The sequence below is a fragment of the Kosakonia quasisacchari genome (genome assembly GCF_004331415.1).
GTDB lineage: Bacteria > Pseudomonadota > Gammaproteobacteria > Enterobacterales > Enterobacteriaceae > Kosakonia > Kosakonia quasisacchari.
Window position 1 is genome coordinate 1 of the sequence record NZ_SJOP01000032.1, and the last position, 16,520, is coordinate 16,520.

At 56.0% G+C, this 16,520-nt stretch carries 18 protein-coding genes; 12 read left to right on the plus strand and 6 right to left on the minus strand.

The features are described from left to right. Positions 1-269: 269 nt before the first annotated feature. A complete protein-coding gene (purH, locus tag E0L21_RS23045; protein ID WP_131413602.1) occupies positions 270-1,859 on the plus strand; it encodes a bifunctional phosphoribosylaminoimidazolecarboxamide formyltransferase/IMP cyclohydrolase in 1,590 nt (529 codons plus the stop codon). Between the two features lie 15 nt (positions 1,860-1,874). Beyond that, positions 1,875-3,167 (plus strand): phosphoribosylamine--glycine ligase, encoded by a 1,293-nt coding sequence (gene purD, locus E0L21_RS23050; protein ID WP_131413603.1) that lies wholly within the window; start codon positions 1,875-1,877, stop codon positions 3,165-3,167. A 40-nt stretch (positions 3,168-3,207) separates the two neighbouring features. Here purD and E0L21_RS23055 read toward each other — a convergent pair whose 3' ends face one another. The 6 genes from E0L21_RS23055 to nudC all read right to left on the minus strand — a co-directional run bounded on the left by E0L21_RS23055 (position 3,208) and on the right by nudC (position 7,566). Then, a complete protein-coding gene (locus E0L21_RS23055) occupies positions 3,208-3,903 on the minus strand; it encodes a DUF1481 domain-containing protein (protein ID WP_131413621.1) in 696 nt (231 codons plus the stop codon). 12 nt (positions 3,904-3,915) lie between these two features. Then, positions 3,916-4,188, minus strand: a complete 273-nt coding sequence (gene hupA / locus E0L21_RS23060; RefSeq protein ID WP_017460010.1) for a nucleoid-associated protein HU-alpha — start codon at positions 4,186-4,188, stop codon at positions 3,916-3,918. Between the two features lie 186 nt (positions 4,189-4,374). After that, a complete protein-coding gene (locus tag E0L21_RS23065; protein ID WP_131413604.1) occupies positions 4,375-4,965 on the minus strand; it encodes a YjaG family protein in 591 nt (196 codons plus the stop codon). 33 nt (positions 4,966-4,998) lie between these two features. Then, positions 4,999-5,679 (minus strand): deoxyribonuclease V, encoded by a 681-nt coding sequence (gene nfi / locus E0L21_RS23070; protein ID WP_131413605.1) that lies wholly within the window; start codon positions 5,677-5,679, stop codon positions 4,999-5,001. 9 nt (positions 5,680-5,688) lie between these two features. Further along, positions 5,689-6,753: a uroporphyrinogen decarboxylase gene (gene hemE, locus E0L21_RS23075; protein ID WP_131413606.1), complete on the minus strand. Its 1,065-nt coding sequence runs from the start codon at positions 6,751-6,753 to the stop codon at positions 5,689-5,691. A 39-nt stretch (positions 6,754-6,792) separates the two neighbouring features. Then, positions 6,793-7,566 (minus strand): NAD(+) diphosphatase, encoded by a 774-nt coding sequence (nudC, locus tag E0L21_RS23080; RefSeq protein WP_131413607.1) that lies wholly within the window; start codon positions 7,564-7,566, stop codon positions 6,793-6,795. Between the two features lie 83 nt (positions 7,567-7,649). Between nudC and rsd the strand changes: the two genes are divergently transcribed. From rsd to E0L21_RS23130, 10 genes are all read left to right on the plus strand, one after another. Beyond that, entirely contained in the window at positions 7,650-8,153 is a 504-nt protein-coding gene (rsd, locus tag E0L21_RS23085) for a sigma D regulator (protein ID WP_131413608.1), read from the plus strand. 365 nt (positions 8,154-8,518) lie between these two features. Then, the gene (gene thiC / locus E0L21_RS23090; protein ID WP_131413609.1) at positions 8,519-10,411 is read left to right on the plus strand and encodes a phosphomethylpyrimidine synthase ThiC; all 1,893 of its coding nucleotides are present in this window, start codon (positions 8,519-8,521) and stop codon (positions 10,409-10,411) included. Next, entirely contained in the window at positions 10,411-11,046 is a 636-nt protein-coding gene (gene thiE, locus E0L21_RS23095; RefSeq protein ID WP_131413610.1) for a thiamine phosphate synthase, read from the plus strand. Before thiC ends, thiE begins: the two co-directional genes overlap by 1 nt. Beyond that, on the plus strand, positions 11,039-11,797 hold the full coding sequence (locus E0L21_RS23100) for a HesA/MoeB/ThiF family protein (RefSeq protein WP_131413611.1): 759 nt from the start codon (positions 11,039-11,041) through the stop codon (positions 11,795-11,797). Before thiE ends, E0L21_RS23100 begins: the two co-directional genes overlap by 8 nt. Further along, entirely contained in the window at positions 11,778-11,978 is a 201-nt protein-coding gene (gene thiS / locus E0L21_RS23105) for a sulfur carrier protein ThiS (protein WP_131413612.1), read from the plus strand. The genes E0L21_RS23100 and thiS overlap by 20 nt, the downstream gene beginning before the upstream one ends. A gap of 1 nt (position 11,979) precedes the next feature. Further along, the gene (thiG, locus tag E0L21_RS23110; RefSeq protein ID WP_131413613.1) at positions 11,980-12,750 is read left to right on the plus strand and encodes a thiazole synthase; all 771 of its coding nucleotides are present in this window, start codon (positions 11,980-11,982) and stop codon (positions 12,748-12,750) included. Further along, complete coding sequence (gene thiH / locus E0L21_RS23115; RefSeq protein ID WP_131413614.1) at positions 12,747-13,901, plus strand: 2-iminoacetate synthase ThiH; 1,155 nt, start codon at positions 12,747-12,749, stop codon at positions 13,899-13,901. The genes thiG and thiH overlap by 4 nt, the downstream gene beginning before the upstream one ends. Before the next feature lie 208 nt (positions 13,902-14,109). Further along, positions 14,110-15,639: a sensor domain-containing diguanylate cyclase gene (locus E0L21_RS23120; RefSeq protein WP_131413615.1), complete on the plus strand. Its 1,530-nt coding sequence runs from the start codon at positions 14,110-14,112 to the stop codon at positions 15,637-15,639. A 145-nt stretch (positions 15,640-15,784) separates the two neighbouring features. Further along, entirely contained in the window at positions 15,785-16,090 is a 306-nt protein-coding gene (locus E0L21_RS23125; protein WP_035890299.1) for a PTS sugar transporter subunit IIB, read from the plus strand. Between the two features lie 4 nt (positions 16,091-16,094). Then, entirely contained in the window at positions 16,095-16,412 is a 318-nt protein-coding gene (locus tag E0L21_RS23130) for a PTS lactose/cellobiose transporter subunit IIA (RefSeq protein ID WP_017460024.1), read from the plus strand. Positions 16,413-16,520 lie beyond the last annotated feature (108 nt).

Sequence of the window (16,520 nt, forward strand, 5' to 3'; positions counted from 1 at the left end):
TTCTCAGCCCCCCGCAATAGAAAAATGACATAAAAATGACTGACTGCTGCATTCCACAGCAAAACCCGCCTTTATACCCATTTACGCACAGACTTATCCACAATCAGGCAAAAGTACAAAAATTCGCGAGCGCTACGCAAACGTTTTCGTTACAATGCCCGCGCAAAAAACATGAGCCCTCGCTGGGGCATTAGCTAAGTTTTAGGATCAATAAAGATCCTAATATTTAGCTAACGCTCTCTGTTAAAGCCAAATCCAGGGGATTTACCATGCAACAACGTCGTCCAGTCCGCCGCGCTTTGCTCAGTGTTTCTGACAAGGCCGGTATTGTCGAATTCGCACAGGCGCTCTCTCAGCGTGGCGTAGAACTGCTCTCTACCGGCGGCACCGCGCGTTTGCTGGCAGAAAAAGGTCTGCCAGTGACTGAAGTCTCCGACTACACCGGTTTTCCGGAAATGATGGATGGACGTGTGAAAACCCTGCATCCGAAAGTACACGGCGGCATTCTGGGTCGTCGCGGTCAGGATGACGCGATCATGGCGCAACACGCGATCGCGCCGATCGATATGGTAGTCGTTAACCTTTACCCGTTCGCCGAAACCGTCGCACGTGAAGGTTGCTCACTGGAAGATGCGGTAGAGAATATTGATATCGGCGGTCCAACCATGGTGCGCTCCGCCGCGAAGAACCATAAAGATGTGGCTATCGTTGTAAAGAGCAGCGACTACACCGCCATTATTACTGAGATGGATGCCAACGAAGGCTCACTTCTGCTTGCCACTCGTTTTGACCTGGCGATTAAAGCGTTTGAACATACCGCTGCCTACGACAGCATGATTGCCAACTACTTCGGCAGCCTGGTTCCGGCCTATCACGGCGAAAGCAAAGAGCCCGCCGGTCGCTTCCCGCGTACCCTGAATCTGAACTTCATTAAGAAGCAGGATATGCGCTACGGTGAAAACAGCCACCAGCAAGCAGCCTTCTATATAGAAGAAGAGATCAAAGAAGCTTCTGTTGCCACCGCGCAGCAGCTGCAAGGCAAAGCGCTCTCCTATAACAATATTGCCGATACCGATGCGGCACTGGAGTGCGTGAAAGCGTTCAGCGAGCCAGCGTGTGTGATTGTGAAGCACGCCAACCCTTGCGGTGTCGCTGTTGGTGGTTCGATTCTGGATGCTTACGATCGCGCTTATAAAACCGATCCGACCTCCGCATTCGGCGGCATTATCGCTTTTAACCGTGAGCTGGACGCTGAAACCGCGCAGGCCATCATCTCTCGTCAGTTTGTCGAAGTGATTATCGCCCCGTCCGCGAGCGAAGAAGCGCTGAAAGTCACTGCGGCAAAACAGAATGTGCGCGTACTGACCTGCGGTGAATGGGCGCAGCGTGTTCCTGGTCTCGATTTCAAACGCGTAAACGGCGGCCTGTTGGTTCAGGACAGAGATCTCGGCATGGTAAGCGCAAGTGAACTCCGCGTGGTCAGCAAACGCCAGCCGACCGAGCAGGAGCTGCGCGATGCGCTGTTCTGCTGGAAAGTGGCTAAATTCGTCAAATCCAACGCTATTGTCTATGCAAAAGAGAATATGACCATCGGCATCGGCGCAGGCCAGATGAGCCGTGTCTACTCGGCGAAGATCGCCGGGATCAAAGCCGGTGACGAAGGGCTGGAAGTGAAAGGTTCCGCCATGGCTTCTGACGCGTTCTTCCCGTTCCGCGATGGTATTGATGCTGCCGCCGCTGTTGGCGTGACCTGCGTTATTCAGCCTGGTGGTTCCATCCGCGATGACGAAGTCATTGCCGCCGCTGATGAGCACGGCATTGCGATGATCTTCACCGACATGCGTCACTTCCGCCATTAATCCACGGAGCAGACAATGAAAGTATTAGTAATTGGCAACGGCGGGCGCGAACACGCGCTGGCATGGAAAGCCGCACAGTCGCCGCTGGTTGATACCGTTTTTGTCGCACCGGGTAACGCCGGTACAGCACTGGAACCGACGCTGCAAAACGTCGCGATTGGCGCAACCGACATCCCGGCGCTGCTGAGCTTCGCGCAGAACGAGAAGATCGATCTGACCATCGTCGGCCCGGAAGCGCCGCTGGTGATCGGCGTTGTCGACGCGTTTCGCGCGGCTGGCCTGAAAATTTTTGGCCCAACACAGGGCGCCGCGCAGCTGGAGGGCTCCAAAGCCTTCACCAAAGACTTTCTCGCGCGCCACAATATCCCGACCGCCGAGTACCAGAATTTTACCGACATCGAGCCTGCGCTAGCTTACCTGCGTGAGAAAGGCGCACCTATCGTGATCAAGGCCGATGGTCTGGCGGCGGGCAAAGGCGTGATCGTCGCCATGACGCTGGCAGAAGCTGAAGCAGCCGTTCACGATATGCTGGCGGGCAATGCGTTTGGCGACGCGGGTCACCGCATCGTGATTGAAGAGTTTCTCGATGGCGAAGAAGCGAGCTTTATCGTGATGGTTGACGGCGAACACGTTTTGCCAATGGCCACCAGCCAGGACCACAAACGTGTCGGTGATGGCGATACCGGCCCGAATACCGGTGGTATGGGCGCTTACTCGCCTGCGCCAGTGGTGACGGATGAAGTGCATCAGCGCACCATGGAACGCGTCATATGGCCAACCGTGCGCGGCATGGCGGCGGAAGGGAACACCTATACCGGTTTCCTGTACGCCGGGCTGATGATCGATAAGCAGGGCAACCCGAAAGTTATCGAGTTCAACTGCCGATTTGGCGACCCGGAAACACAGCCCATTATGTTGCGCATGCAGTCTGACCTGGTGGATCTGTGCCTGGCCGCGTGTGAAGGCAAGCTGGATGAGAAAACCTCAGAGTGGGATAACCGTGCAGCGCTGGGCGTTGTGATTGCCGCCGGTGGTTATCCGGGCAACTACCGCAATGGCGATGTTATCCACGGTTTGCCGCTGGAAGAAGTGGCGGATGGCAAAGTGTTCCATGCGGGCACCACACTCTCTGCCGACGACCAGGTCCTGACCAACGGCGGGCGCGTACTGTGCGTCACCGCGCTGGGTAACACCGTCGCCGAAGCGCAGCAGCGTGCGTATGCCTTAATGACTGATATTCACTGGGATGGCAGCTTCAGCCGCCGGGATATTGGTTACCGCGCCATTGCGCGCGAGCAGGGCAAGTAACGCCCGCCCTTTCACCCTCTCTCCGCCGGGGAGAGGGTTTTCAGAAACTCTTTTCCGTCGGCTGCCAACGGCAGAAATCCCCATTCGCCACCAGCAATAGCTGCGCGCCTTCCGGCGCTTCCAGCCATGCGACGCTTACCGCAACCGCAGAGCGGTTCTGACGCTGCTCAATACGATTTAAGGCGAAATCATCCAGATCGGGCTTCACGGTCTGCCCTTCACAGGTCTGTACCGTATGATTGGCCTGCCAGCGCCCCTGACGCAGCACCACACGCCCCTGACGCAGTGCGTCACTGGTCTGACGGATCTGCTCTGCCCGGTAGCGATACAGCGCGACCTGGTCGCTGGAAAGCTGCTGTTTCTGCCCGTCGACTTCACGCTGCATAAAGCTCAGCTCGCCGCGATCGTCAAAACGGACGCGAATATGCTCCGGCGGTTTACCGTAAACATTGAGTTCAATGAGCGTTAACGTATCGCCCTGCCAGCGGTATTCGCTAAGCGATGTATTCCCGTGGTGCCACGGGCTAAACGCGGCGAGCAAGTGCGTCTCACCGCCTGAATCTTTACGCCAGACCCGCACCGCGCCCTGATCGCCGGCAAACCCGCTGGCGGTAAAAGGCGGCAACGAGGAATCATGGCTACAGGCTGTCAGCAACAGTGCTGCGCCCGCCAATAGCAGCGGGCGACGCCAGAATGACAAAAGGGGCGAAACCGCCCCTTCGACAAAACTGTTCACTGCCACGCGGTCTTACTTAACTGCGTCTTTCAGTGCTTTACCAGAAACAAATGCCGGCACGTTAGCAGCGGCGATTTTGATTTCTTTACCGGTCTGCGGGTTGCGGCCAGTACGCTCAGCGCGGTGGTTCACTTTGAAGGTACCGAAACCAACCAGTTGTACCGCATCACCTGCTTTCAGAGACTCAGTAACGGCAGCCAGGGTGGATTCCAGTGCAGCTTTCGCTTGCGCTTTAGACAGATCAGCCTTGTCTGCAATTACATCAATCAGTTGAGTCTTGTTCATAAGTTATCCTTTCAATGTGTTTATCGCTTGCTAAGCATCGAGTGCGACGGAAATGCCTCAAAAGCACTCTCCTGCATACACGCACCGATAGCCACTTATTTTCGCCCCCCAAATGTAGACCAGACGGGGGTATTAAGGGAAGCCTTCAGGCACGACAAAACAGGCGTTAAATCACGTTTTATTGTCTCATTGCTGCAAATTTATACCGATATTGCTCTCACCGACCTCGCGCAGGTCTGCGCGCAGCCCTTTAATCAGCTCAATATCGCGTTCTTCGCAGGCAGCCAGAAGGCGGAAAATCTCCCACTGAATATCCCATTCTTGCTCAACAGCCGGGTTTTCTCGCAGCTCTTCGTCGGTCATTTCCCGACCTTGCTGGGTCATTTCCAGCATCGCAACGGTGGTGATCGACGTTTTACTGACCTCGATAGCATGCTCCAGCGTTTCACCGCTAAGGCGTGAATGAATCAGTTCACTGAGTGCCACACAGGCATCAATAGCCGGATAGACACCGTACAGATCGTAGTCGTCCGCCGCCGGAATCGCCTCTTCCAGTTTCTCCAGCTGGCTGTCGAAGTTCACTTTCGCGTCTTTGACGATCTCCGTTTCCCACACCAGGTCAAGGATCCGGCGGTAAAGCTGCGCATCGCCAAACTCTGTCTGCTGGCAGAACATGGCGTAATTGGGATACATACGCTCGCACAGGCAAGCCATAAAGACGACGTGCTGCCAGCTTTGCAGCTTTTCCAGACGCAGGTGAATTGGGTTTTGTAACATGATCGTTTCTCAAAATCGGTAATGCGCGGCAGTTTACCTGATATCGCGCTGAATTGCCTGCCAACGCGTAAACGCAGGCCGCCCGGATGCTACCGCGTCCGCCCAGCGCGTCGGTTCCGGCAACCGGTAGCCTTTCATGCAGCGCTGCACCCACGTGAGCGCACTATCCTGGCTGACACGATGTCCGGTGGTGACAAACAACGGATTACAGCGCGCCTTGCTGCGCCACACCCAGGCCAGCTTTTCGCCTTTATCCATCAACGGAGACAGCGCACCCGGTTCGTCCGCCAGCGGCTCGAACTTGCCGCACAGCCGCTTTTTCGCCACGCCGATAGTGGGCACATCCACCAGCAAGCCAAAATGGCTGGCAACGCCGAGACGGCGCGGATGAGAAATACCGTGGCCATCAACAAACAGCAAATCGGGTTTTTGCGACAACAGTTCCCACGCGGCCAGCAGCGCCGGGTATTCGCGAAACGAGAGGAAACCAGGGATATAAGGCATGGTGGTGGCGATACGCGCCACCTGATATTCAACCAACTCCAGCGAGGGCCAGGAGAGCAGCACCATCGCCGCTCGCGTCACTTCTCCACCCTGCTCAAAACCGACATCGGCCCCGCCGATCAATGTGGGCGGATCGTTATCCAGACGATCCTCGCGGATCACGGAAGAAGCCAGTTCAAGTTGTTGTGCGCGTAGTGACGCGAGATCCATACTCTCTCCTTACTGATGCCAGGAGGCCGAAAGACGGTGCACCGCCTCGACAAATACTCCTGCATGTTCCGGCGGGACATCCTGATGAATGCCGTGACCGAGGTTAAACACGTGACCTTCGCCTTTGCCGAAGCCCGCGAGAATCGTCGCGACCTCTTCTTCAATGCGCGCAGGCGGCGCGTAAAGCATAGACGGGTCCATGTTGCCTTGCAGCGCAACTTTATGACCCACGCGACGGCGCGCATCGGCAATATCGGTTGTCCAGTCGAGGCCCAGCGCATCACAGCCTGTTTCTGCCATCGCTTCCAGCCACTGCCCGCCGCCTTTGGTGAATAACGTCACCGGTACGCGGCGGCCTTCGTTTTCACGCAGCAGGCCATCGACAATTTTATGCATGTAGTAGAGCGAAAATTGCTGATAATCGCGCCCGGTCAGCACGCCGCCCCAGGTATCGAAAATCATCACCGACTGCGCGCCCGCGCGGATCTGCGCGTTCAGGTATAACGTGACGCTCTGCGCCAGCTTATCCAGCAGCGCATGCAGCGTGTGCGGTTCGGCGTACATCATTTTTTTAATCAGGGTAAAGGCTTTGCTGCTGCCGCCTTCCACCATATAGGTTGCCAGCGTCCACGGGCTGCCGGAAAAGCCGATCAGCGGCACTTCGCCTTTTAGCTCACGGCGAATGGTGCGCACGGCATTCATCACATAACCCAGCTCGTTTTCCGGGTCTGGCACGGGCAATTTATCCACGTCCGCCTTACTGGTAATGGGCGAGGAAAAACGCGGCCCTTCACCGGCTTCAAAATAGAGGCCCAGCCCCATCGCGTCCGGCACGGTAAGAATGTCGGAGAAAAGGATCGCCGCATCAAGCGGGTAGCGGCGCAGCGGCTGTAGCGTCACTTCACAGGCCAGCTCGGCGTTTTTGCACAGCGACATAAAATCGCCCGCTTGCGCACGGGTCGCTTTATATTCCGGTAAATAACGGCCTGCCTGGCGCATCATCCACACCGGCGTTATATCTACTGGCTGGCGCTGGAGCGCGCGCAGGTAACGATCGTTTTTCAGTTCGGTCATTGTCAGTTCCTCAAGCGTCAGGCCGCCAGTATATACACCTTATTCGTCGTCTGCCCGACACATCGCCACCGTATCCTCGATGAGGCGGCGCGCAACCGTACCCGGTGGCGGCAACAGCGGTAAATTGTCATAGCGATACCAGCCCGCATCCAGCAGTTCTTTCGGGTCAATGTGGATTTCGCCGCTGTCATATTCCGCCATAAACGCAGTCATCAGCGATTGCGGGAACGGCCACGGTTGCGACGTGACATAACGCAAATTCTTCACTTTGATGCCGCTCTCTTCCATCACTTCACGCGCCACCGCTTGTTCAAGGGTTTCGCCCACTTCGACGAACCCGGCGAGCACCGTGTAAATGCCATTGCGATGGCGCGTGTGCTGCGCCAGCAAAATGCTGTCATCACGGCGAATGGCGACAATGATGCAAGGGGCGATTTGCGGGTAATAGCGTTCGCGGCAGTGATCGCACAGCATTGCCCACTCAGTTTTACTTGGGTGCATTGTGTGTCCGCAGTAGCCACAAAACTGGTGTGAACGATAAAATTCCGCCAGTTGTACGCCGCGACCCGCGAGTTGAAACAGCCCCACATCTTGATCGATAAGCAGGCGTACGGATCCCATATCCTGACGACGATTCTGGCGGATCATCCATACCGCTTCGCCCTGCCACTCGCCGATGTGAAGCGCGCTGTGCCCCACAAGATCGAAATTTCCTGCCTTGCCGTGTGGTAATTCTCCACCGGGCAACCATAATTTTTGTTCATGGCTGACGATCCACCAGCCCTGATCGTGTGCTTCAATAATACGTACCATTAGGTGCACTACCTTCGCTTTACAGGCATGTTATTAACATTATTATTACATCGTTTTGATCTTACATATTTGCGGAGCCATTTATGCTAAACCAGTTAGAAAGCCTGACAGAGCGCGTTGGAGGAAGTAACAAACTTGTCGACCATTGGCTGCAAGCGCGTAAGCAACTTCTTGTTTCTTATTACAATCTGGTTGGCATTAAACCTGGCAAAGGGTCCTACATGCAGCTTAACGAAAAAGCGCTGGACGATTTTTGCCACAGCCTGGTGGAATACCTTTCCGCAGGTCACTTCAATATTTATGAACGCATCAGCAACGAATTGGAAGGGAGCAGCCCACTTTTAGCGGCGACGCAGCTTTACCCAATGCTTGAGGCGAATACAGTAGAAATCATGAACTATTACGACTCCAGTCTGGAAAACGCCATCGATGACGATAACTGTCTGGAGTTCCAGCAAGCGCTCTCCGATATCGGCGAAGCGCTGGCCGCCCGCTTTACCCTCGAAGACAAGTTAATCGTGCTGGCCTTTGATAACAACATCAAAGAGAGCGCCAACGACGAAAGCGGTGTCGCGCGACCGGCTTGAGTTCTTAAACATTAACGCGTAATTTAAAAAGCAGTCCCCGTCTTCGGACGGGTTTTTCTTGTCGGAGTGCCTATATTTCCACAACATCATTCGCGATGCGTTGAGGCGGCAAGTTCGTGAATCCCCGGGAGCTTACATCAAGTAAGTGACTGGGGTGAGCGAACGCAGTCAACACAGACACAGTGCGAAAGATGAAGTGTAAAAGGCTGAGACCGTTAATTCGGGATCCGCGGAACCTGATCAGGTTAAAACCTGCGAAGGGAACAAGAGTAATCCATTCACATCAACCACCCTCACGGGCGGTTTGTTGCCATTACTCCATCCGTCGTCTGACAAGCCATATCCTTTACATTCTGGAATGAGCTATGTCTGCAAAACTTACACGCCGTGAACAACGCGCCCAGGCGCAACACTTTATCGACACGCTGGAAGGCACCGCTTTCCCCAACTCGCGCCGCATCTACATTACCGGTTCGCAACCCGATATCCGTATTCCGATGCGCGAAATCCAGCTGAGCCCGACGCTTACCGGCGGCACAAAAGAACACCCGCAGTTTGAAGAGAACGAGGCGGTGCCGGTGTACGACACTTCCGGCCCGTATGGCGATCCCGACATTGCGATTGATGTCCAGCAAGGGCTGGCGAAACTGCGCGCACCATGGATTGCCGCCCGCGATGACAGCGAAACGCTGGAACAGCGCAGCTCTGCCTATACCAACGAACGGCTGGCTGATGACGGCCTTGACGAACTGCGTTTTAGCGGTTTACTGACGCCGCGCCGCGCGAAGTCAGGCCAATGCGTCACGCAACTGCACTATGCCCGCAAAGGGATCGTCACGCCGGAGATGGAGTTCATCGCCATTCGCGAAAACATGGGCCGCGAGCGCATTCGCAGCGAAGTGTTGCGCAGGCAGCATCCGGGCGAAGGTTTTGGCGCGCGGCTGCCGGAAAATATCACCCCGGAATTCGTGCGTGATGAAGTCGCCGCCGGACGGGCGATTATCCCGGCCAATATTAACCACCCGGAATCGGAACCAATGATTATTGGCCGCAACTTCCTGGTGAAGGTGAATGCCAACATCGGTAACTCGGCGGTGACTTCCTCGATCGAAGAGGAGGTGGAAAAACTGGTCTGGTCGACGCGCTGGGGTGCGGACACGGTAATGGATTTATCCACCGGGCGTTATATCCACGAAACCCGCGAATGGATCCTGCGTAACAGCCCGGTGCCAATCGGGACGGTACCGATCTACCAGGCACTGGAGAAGGTTAACGGGATCGCCGAAGATCTCACCTGGGAAGCGTTTCGCGACACGCTACTGGAGCAGGCGGAGCAAGGAGTGGATTACTTCACCATCCACGCCGGTGTGCTGCTGCGCTATGTGCCAATGACTGCGCAGCGTCTGACCGGCATTGTCTCGCGCGGCGGCTCGATCATGGCGAAATGGTGCCTCTCCCATCATCAGGAAAACTTCCTCTACACCCACTTTCGCGAGATCTGCGAAATCTGCGCCGCCTATGACGTTTCGCTGTCGCTTGGCGATGGTCTGCGCCCTGGCTCCATTCAGGATGCGAACGACGAAGCCCAGTTTGCCGAGCTGCACACACTCGGCGAGCTGACCAAAATCGCCTGGGAATATGACGTCCAGGTGATGATTGAAGGCCCAGGGCATGTGCCGATGCAGATGATCCGTCGCAACATGACTGAAGAACTGGAGCACTGCCACGAAGCGCCGTTCTATACGTTGGGGCCGCTAACCACCGATATCGCACCGGGTTATGACCATTTCACCTCCGGCATTGGCGCGGCGATGATTGGCTGGTTTGGTTGCGCCATGCTCTGTTATGTCACGCCGAAAGAGCACCTTGGCCTGCCGAACAAAGAGGACGTCAAACAGGGGCTGATCACCTACAAGATCGCCGCGCACGCCGCCGATCTGGCCAAAGGTCATCCTGGCGCGCAGATCCGCGACAACGCCATGTCGAAAGCACGTTTTGAATTCCGCTGGGAAGATCAATTCAACCTCGCGCTCGACCCCTTTACCGCACGCGCTTATCACGACGAAACGCTGCCGCAGGAATCAGGCAAAGTCGCGCACTTCTGTTCCATGTGCGGGCCGAAATTCTGTTCGATGAAAATCTCGCAAGAGGTGCGTGACTACGCGGCAACCCAGGCGATTGAAGTCGGCATGGCGGATAAATCCAGCGACTTCCGCGCACGCGGCGGTGAGATCTACCTGAAAAAGGAGGAAGCCTGATGTACCAGCCCGATTTCCCGCCGGTACCCTTCCGCCTCGGGCTTTACCCGGTGGTCGATAGCGTCGAATGGATTACCCGTTTACTGGAAGCGGGCGTGCGCACCCTGCAACTGCGCATCAAGGATAAGCGTGACGAAGAGGTTGAAGCAGATGTGGTAGCGGCCATCGCGCTTGGCCGCCGCGTTAACGCACGGCTGTTCATTAACGATTACTGGCAACTGGCGATCAAACACCAGGCTTACGGTGTACATCTTGGTCAGGAAGATCTGGAAACGACCGACTTAAGCGCCATTCGCGCGGCGGGTTTGCGCCTTGGCGTCTCCACGCATGATGATATGGAAATCGACGTAGCGCTGGCGGCGCGCCCCTCTTATATCGCGCTGGGCCATGTCTTTCCCACGCAAACCAAACAGATGCCTTCTGCACCGCAGGGGCTGGAACAACTGGCACGTCACATTGCGCGGCTGAAAGATTATCCAACCGTTGCTATTGGCGGCATTAGCCTTGCGCGTGCGCCGGAGGTATTAGCAACCGGCGTGGGCAGCATTGCGGTGGTCAGCGCCATTACCCAGGCGAATGACTGGCAACAGGCAACTCATCAGTTGCTGCAACTGGCGGGGGTGGGCGATGAATGATCGCGATTTTATGCGCTACAGCCGCCAGATCCTGCTGGAGGAGATCGCGGTTACCGGCCAGCAAAAACTGCTTGCCAGCCGGGTATTAATCATCGGCCTTGGCGGCCTTGGCGCACCGGCGGCGGTCTATCTTGCTGGCGCGGGGATCGGCACGCTGGTGCTGGCGGATGATGACGCCGTCCACCTGAGCAACTTGCAGCGCCAGATTTTATTCACCACTGACGACATCAACCAACCGAAAACTCAGGTCACCGCGCAGCGCCTGCACAGGTTAAACCCGGATATCGAGCTGATTACACTCCAACAGCGCTTAAGCGGCGACGCGCTGTACCAGCAAGTTCAGCAAGCCGACGTGGTGCTCGACTGTAGCGACAACATGATAACGCGCCAGGCGATCAACGCCGCCTGCGTGGCGCTGGAGACACCGCTTATCACCGCCAGTGCGGTCGGTTTTGGCGGCCAGTTGATGGTGTTGACACCACCCTGGCAACAGGGCTGCTACCGCTGCCTGTGGCCGGACGACAGCGAGCCAGAACGCAACTGTCGCACCGCCGGAATTATCGGCCCGGTGGTCGGCATTATGGGCGCCATGCAGGCGCTGGAAGCCATCAAATTGCTAAACGGCCTGCACACCACCAGCGGCGAGCTGCGCCTGTTCGATGCCCGCACCAATCTTTGGCGCACGCTGGCGCTGCACGCTTCCCGTCAGTGCACGGTTTGTGGGGGGCGACATGCAGATACGCTTCAATGACGAGTCGATGAACTGCGTCGCCGGACTTTCCGTCGCGACCCTACTTGAGCAACTCAATCAGCTCAAACCGGGTATCGCGCTGGCCGTTAATCAACAGATCCTGCCGCGCGAGCAGTGGGAAAATCACTTTATGCAGGACGGCGATCACATCCTGCTGTTTCAGGTTATCGCAGGGGGCTGAAATGTTACGTATTGCAGAAAAAGAGTTCACTTCACGGTTGTTTACCGGCACGGGCAAGTTCGCCACGCCGCAACTGATGGTCGATGCGATTCACGCCTCAGGCAGCGAACTGGTGACGCTGGCGATGAAGCGTGTCGATCTGCGCCAGCGCACCGATATGCTGTTGCAACCCTTACTGGATGCGGGCGTGACGTTGCTGCCTAACACTTCCGGGGCGAAAAACGCCGACGAGGCCATTTTCGCCGCGCAACTGGCGCGGGAAGCGCTCGGCACGCACTGGCTAAAACTGGAAATCCATCCAGACGCCCGCTGGCTGCTGCCCGATCCGATTGAAACGTTGCGCGCAGCGGAAAAACTCGTGCAGATGGGTTTTGTGGTTCTGCCTTATTGCGGTGCCGATCCGGTGCTGTGCAAACGGCTTGAGGAGGTCGGCTGTGCGGCAGTCATGCCACTGGGTGCGCCGATCGGTTCCAACCAGGGGCTGGAAACCCGCGCTATGCTGGAGATTATTATCGAGCAGGCGAATGTGCCGGTAGTGGTCGATGCGGGAATCGGTGCGCCCAGCCACGCAGCGCAGGCACTGGAGATGGGCGCAGACGCGGTGCTGGTCAATACCGCGATCGCGGTCGCCGACGACCCGGTCAACATGGCGCTCGCCTTTCGCCTGGCGGTCGAGGCCGGAACGCTGGCCCGCCAGGCAGTTCCGGGCGCTCGTCAACGTTACGCACAAGCCACCAGCCCGCTCACCGGTTTTCTGGAGGGAACATTATGAGTACCTTCACTGACCGCTGGCGGCAACTGGACTGGGACGATATCCGCCTGCGCATCCACAGCAAAACCGCCGCCGATGTTGAACGCGCACTTAACGCCCGGCAGCTCACGCGCGACGATATGATGGCACTGCTTTCCCCCGCCGCCGCGGGTTTTCTTGAACCGATGGCACAGCAGGCACAGCGGCTTACACGCCAGCGTTTTGGCAATACTGTCAGCTTCTATGTTCCACTTTATCTCTCTAACCTTTGCGCCAACGACTGCACCTATTGCGGCTTTTCCATGAGCAACCACCTGAAGCGAAAAACGCTGGATGAGCAGGAGATTGCGCGTGAATGCGCGGCCATACGCGAACTGGGGTTTGAGCATCTGTTGCTGGTTACTGGCGAGCATCAGGGCAAAGTCGGAATGGACTACTTTCGCCGCCATATGCCAGCGATCCGTCGCCAGTTCGCCTCGTTGCAGATGGAAGTACAGCCGCTTTCCGAAGCGGAGTATGCCGAGCTGAAAACCCTTGGTCTTGATGGCGTAATGGTCTACCAGGAGACATACCACGAAGGCCAGTACGCGCGTCACCATCTGCGTGGTAAAAAACAGGATTTCGTCTGGCGGCTGGAGACGCCGGACAGGCTGGGACGCGCGGGTATCGACAAGATTGGGCTTGGCGCACTGATGGGCCTTTCCGACAGTTGGCGAGTGGATTGCTATATGGTTGCCGAGCATTTGCTGTGGCTGCAACAGCGCTACTGGAAAAGCCGTTATTCCATCTCTTTCCCCCGCCTGCGCCCTTGCGCGGGAGGCGTGGAACCGGCATCGGTGATGGATGAGCGGCAACTGGTGCAAACCATTTGCGCGTTTCGCCTGCTGGCACCGGATACTGAGCTGTCGCTATCCACGCGCGAATCGCCGCACTTTCGCGATCACGTGATTCCGCTGGCGATTAATAACGTAAGCGCCTTTTCCAAAACGCAGCCGGGCGGCTATGCCGATAATCACCCGGAGCTGGAGCAATTCTCGCCCCATGATGGACGCCGCCCGCAGGAGGTTGCCGATGCGCTGATCGCCCGTGGGCTGCAACCGGTGTGGAAAGACTGGGATAGCTGGCTGGGACGCTCGCCGCAAAAAAGCCGCAACGCACAGATAACGGGTTAACGTTTTTTCGGCCTGCTACGTAAAAGCAAAATCGGGCGATGGCGGCTTGTCGCCCGAAAGTTCATGCTTGCGCTGTCAGGTCATGAGACTGACCGGAGCGGGCGCTCTTCCTCTCTTCCGCTCCGCCTTACTCACTTCAGGTACGCTATCTCTTGCGCACCCCCTATACTGTTAACAGTTCCTCTTTTGCATGTTCAAGGATAAGAAAATGCATATCAAACAACTTTCGTTTACAAGACCGATTCTGGTGAGCCTGACCGGGATTTTCCTCAGTTTTGTGATAATCGCGATAATGATCATCGCTGGCATGCGCAAAGAGACGCTGGAGGAGTACCACGATGTTAACCGCAATTTCGCCCATAACCTGGCGGTGAATTACACCCAGTCGATCCTGCGCGAAAACGACTATGTTCTCAATCGTGCCGCTGCGTTCTTCGCCCACGATAACCAGTTGGACGCTACCGTGAACGGCGATCGGGAAAAGGGGCTGAAATTACTGATGCAATTGCTGGCGCTGATGCCGTCGGTGTCGTCGATTTCTCTCGCTGACTCGCGCGGCGTTTATCTGCGAGCGCCACAAGTGATGGGCGGTGGCGATCATTTTAATGCCAGTACACGCCCGTGGTTTATGCATCAAGCGGAAGCCAGCATGTTTAACCACTACACCCCAAGTTACATGGATTTCTTTACCCATAACCCGACCGTAAGCATCTATAAACCGGTGATCGCGCCAGACGGCAAGCTAAAAGGAACGCTGGCTTTTCACCTTGATCTGGCATCGATGGGCTACACATTGCGTACCATGCAGGCACCGATGCAGGGAGAGTTTTTCGTTGTCGACCGCGAAGGCAAAGTGATGTTGCACCCGGATACTGGCGCATTGTTCAAGACCTTTATCAGCCCGGTGTTGCTCGCGGCGATGACCAGCGGTGAAGGCGCGATCTTTGATGAAAAAAGCGCGAGTTGGTATTACTACTACTCTTTCACTAATCCGGAATGGTTTGTGATCTACAAGGTTTCCGCCAGCACGCTCGATACCCGCGTTCGCCATCAGAGCGTGCTTGTTGGCTGGGGATTTACCACCGCGGCGGTGTTGATCATTCTGTTTGGCCTGTATTTGCGCCACAGCTCACGCATGGTGCTGCTCAACATTATTGATGCGATAAAAACCGGTGATGTCACACGCGCACCAAGGCTCGAAGCAATGCTGAGCAAAGCGATTGAAAGCAGTAAAGAGCGGGAACAAACATGGGTGCGTCAAGCAACTATGGATGCGCTAACAAATTGTAAGAATCGCCGCGCCTTTGATGCTGATATTGCCGCGCTGATGAACGATCATCAGCCGTTTGCGCTGGCGTTGGTGGATATCGATAATTTCAAATCCATTAACGACACCTGGGGCCATTTAAATGGCGATATCGTGCTGCGCAACGTGGCGCGAGAAGGTATCCAGATCTTGCAGCCGCAAGGGATTTCGCTCTACCGCTACGGTGGCGAAGAGTTCGCGGTGATTTTTCCGCATGCGCATATCGATAACGCGCTGGCACTACTGGAGCAGTGGCGAGTGAAAGTGGAGAACCGCACCTGGCGCGAGAAGGCGCTGTCGGTCACTTTTAGCGCCGGTTTGGGCGAGTGGAACATGGAACCGTTGAACCAACTGGTCGGCCACGTGGATGAAGCGCTTTATAAAGCGAAGCAGCAAGGTAAGAACCGGATTCTACTGGTAAATCACTCGTAACCAGGCGGCGCGCCGCAAGGTTGCAACCGGTTTCATGTTATGCAGGAATTCTTTGTGATGCCCTACACACAATCGCGGTAAAGCGGTTGTTGAACCCGATAGCGCAGGATAATTATCACCTATCCCATCCACACCGAGGCTGACTATGAAAAACATCGTTTTATGCTGTGCAGCGGGTATGTCCACCAGTATGTTGGTGCAACGCATGAAAGACGCGGCGCAGAAAAAAGGCGTCGAGGTCTCTATCAAAGCGGTTCCTGTTGCGGAATTTAAAGATGAAATAGCAACAGCGGATATCGTGTTGCTGGGGCCGCAGGTGAAATATGAGCAGGCAAAATTGCAGGCGCAGGCGGAACCGCTGGGCAAGAAAGTAGCGGTAATCGACATGATGGATTACGGCATGATGAAAGGCGATGTCGTTCTGGAAAAAGCCCTTAAGCTACTGGAGTGAATGCGTGGAAGATTTAGAAACCATCATTATGGAATTGTTGGTTAACGCGGGCGCAGCGCGTAGCCAGGCATTAACCGCGTTACAGATGGCGCGTAAAGGTGATTTTGCTGAAGCCGAAAAAGCGATGGAAGAGTCGCGTGAATTCGTTAAAGCCGCGCATAAAATTCAAACCCAGCTTATCGGGCTGGATGAAGGCACCGGTAAGCTGCCGGTGAATTTGATCACCGTTCATTCGCAGGATCACTTGATGAACGCGATGGTGATTCAGGATCTGGCGACCGATATGATCGAGCTTTACCGCCGCATACCGCCGCGCGATTAATGCATCGCTTCAATACAAATAATATGCCCGCTCTGGCGGGCTTTTTTTCGCGCCGCTAAAAGTCGTGACGTGTTTTTCGCCCCCATTTATGGCACAACATGGCATTCG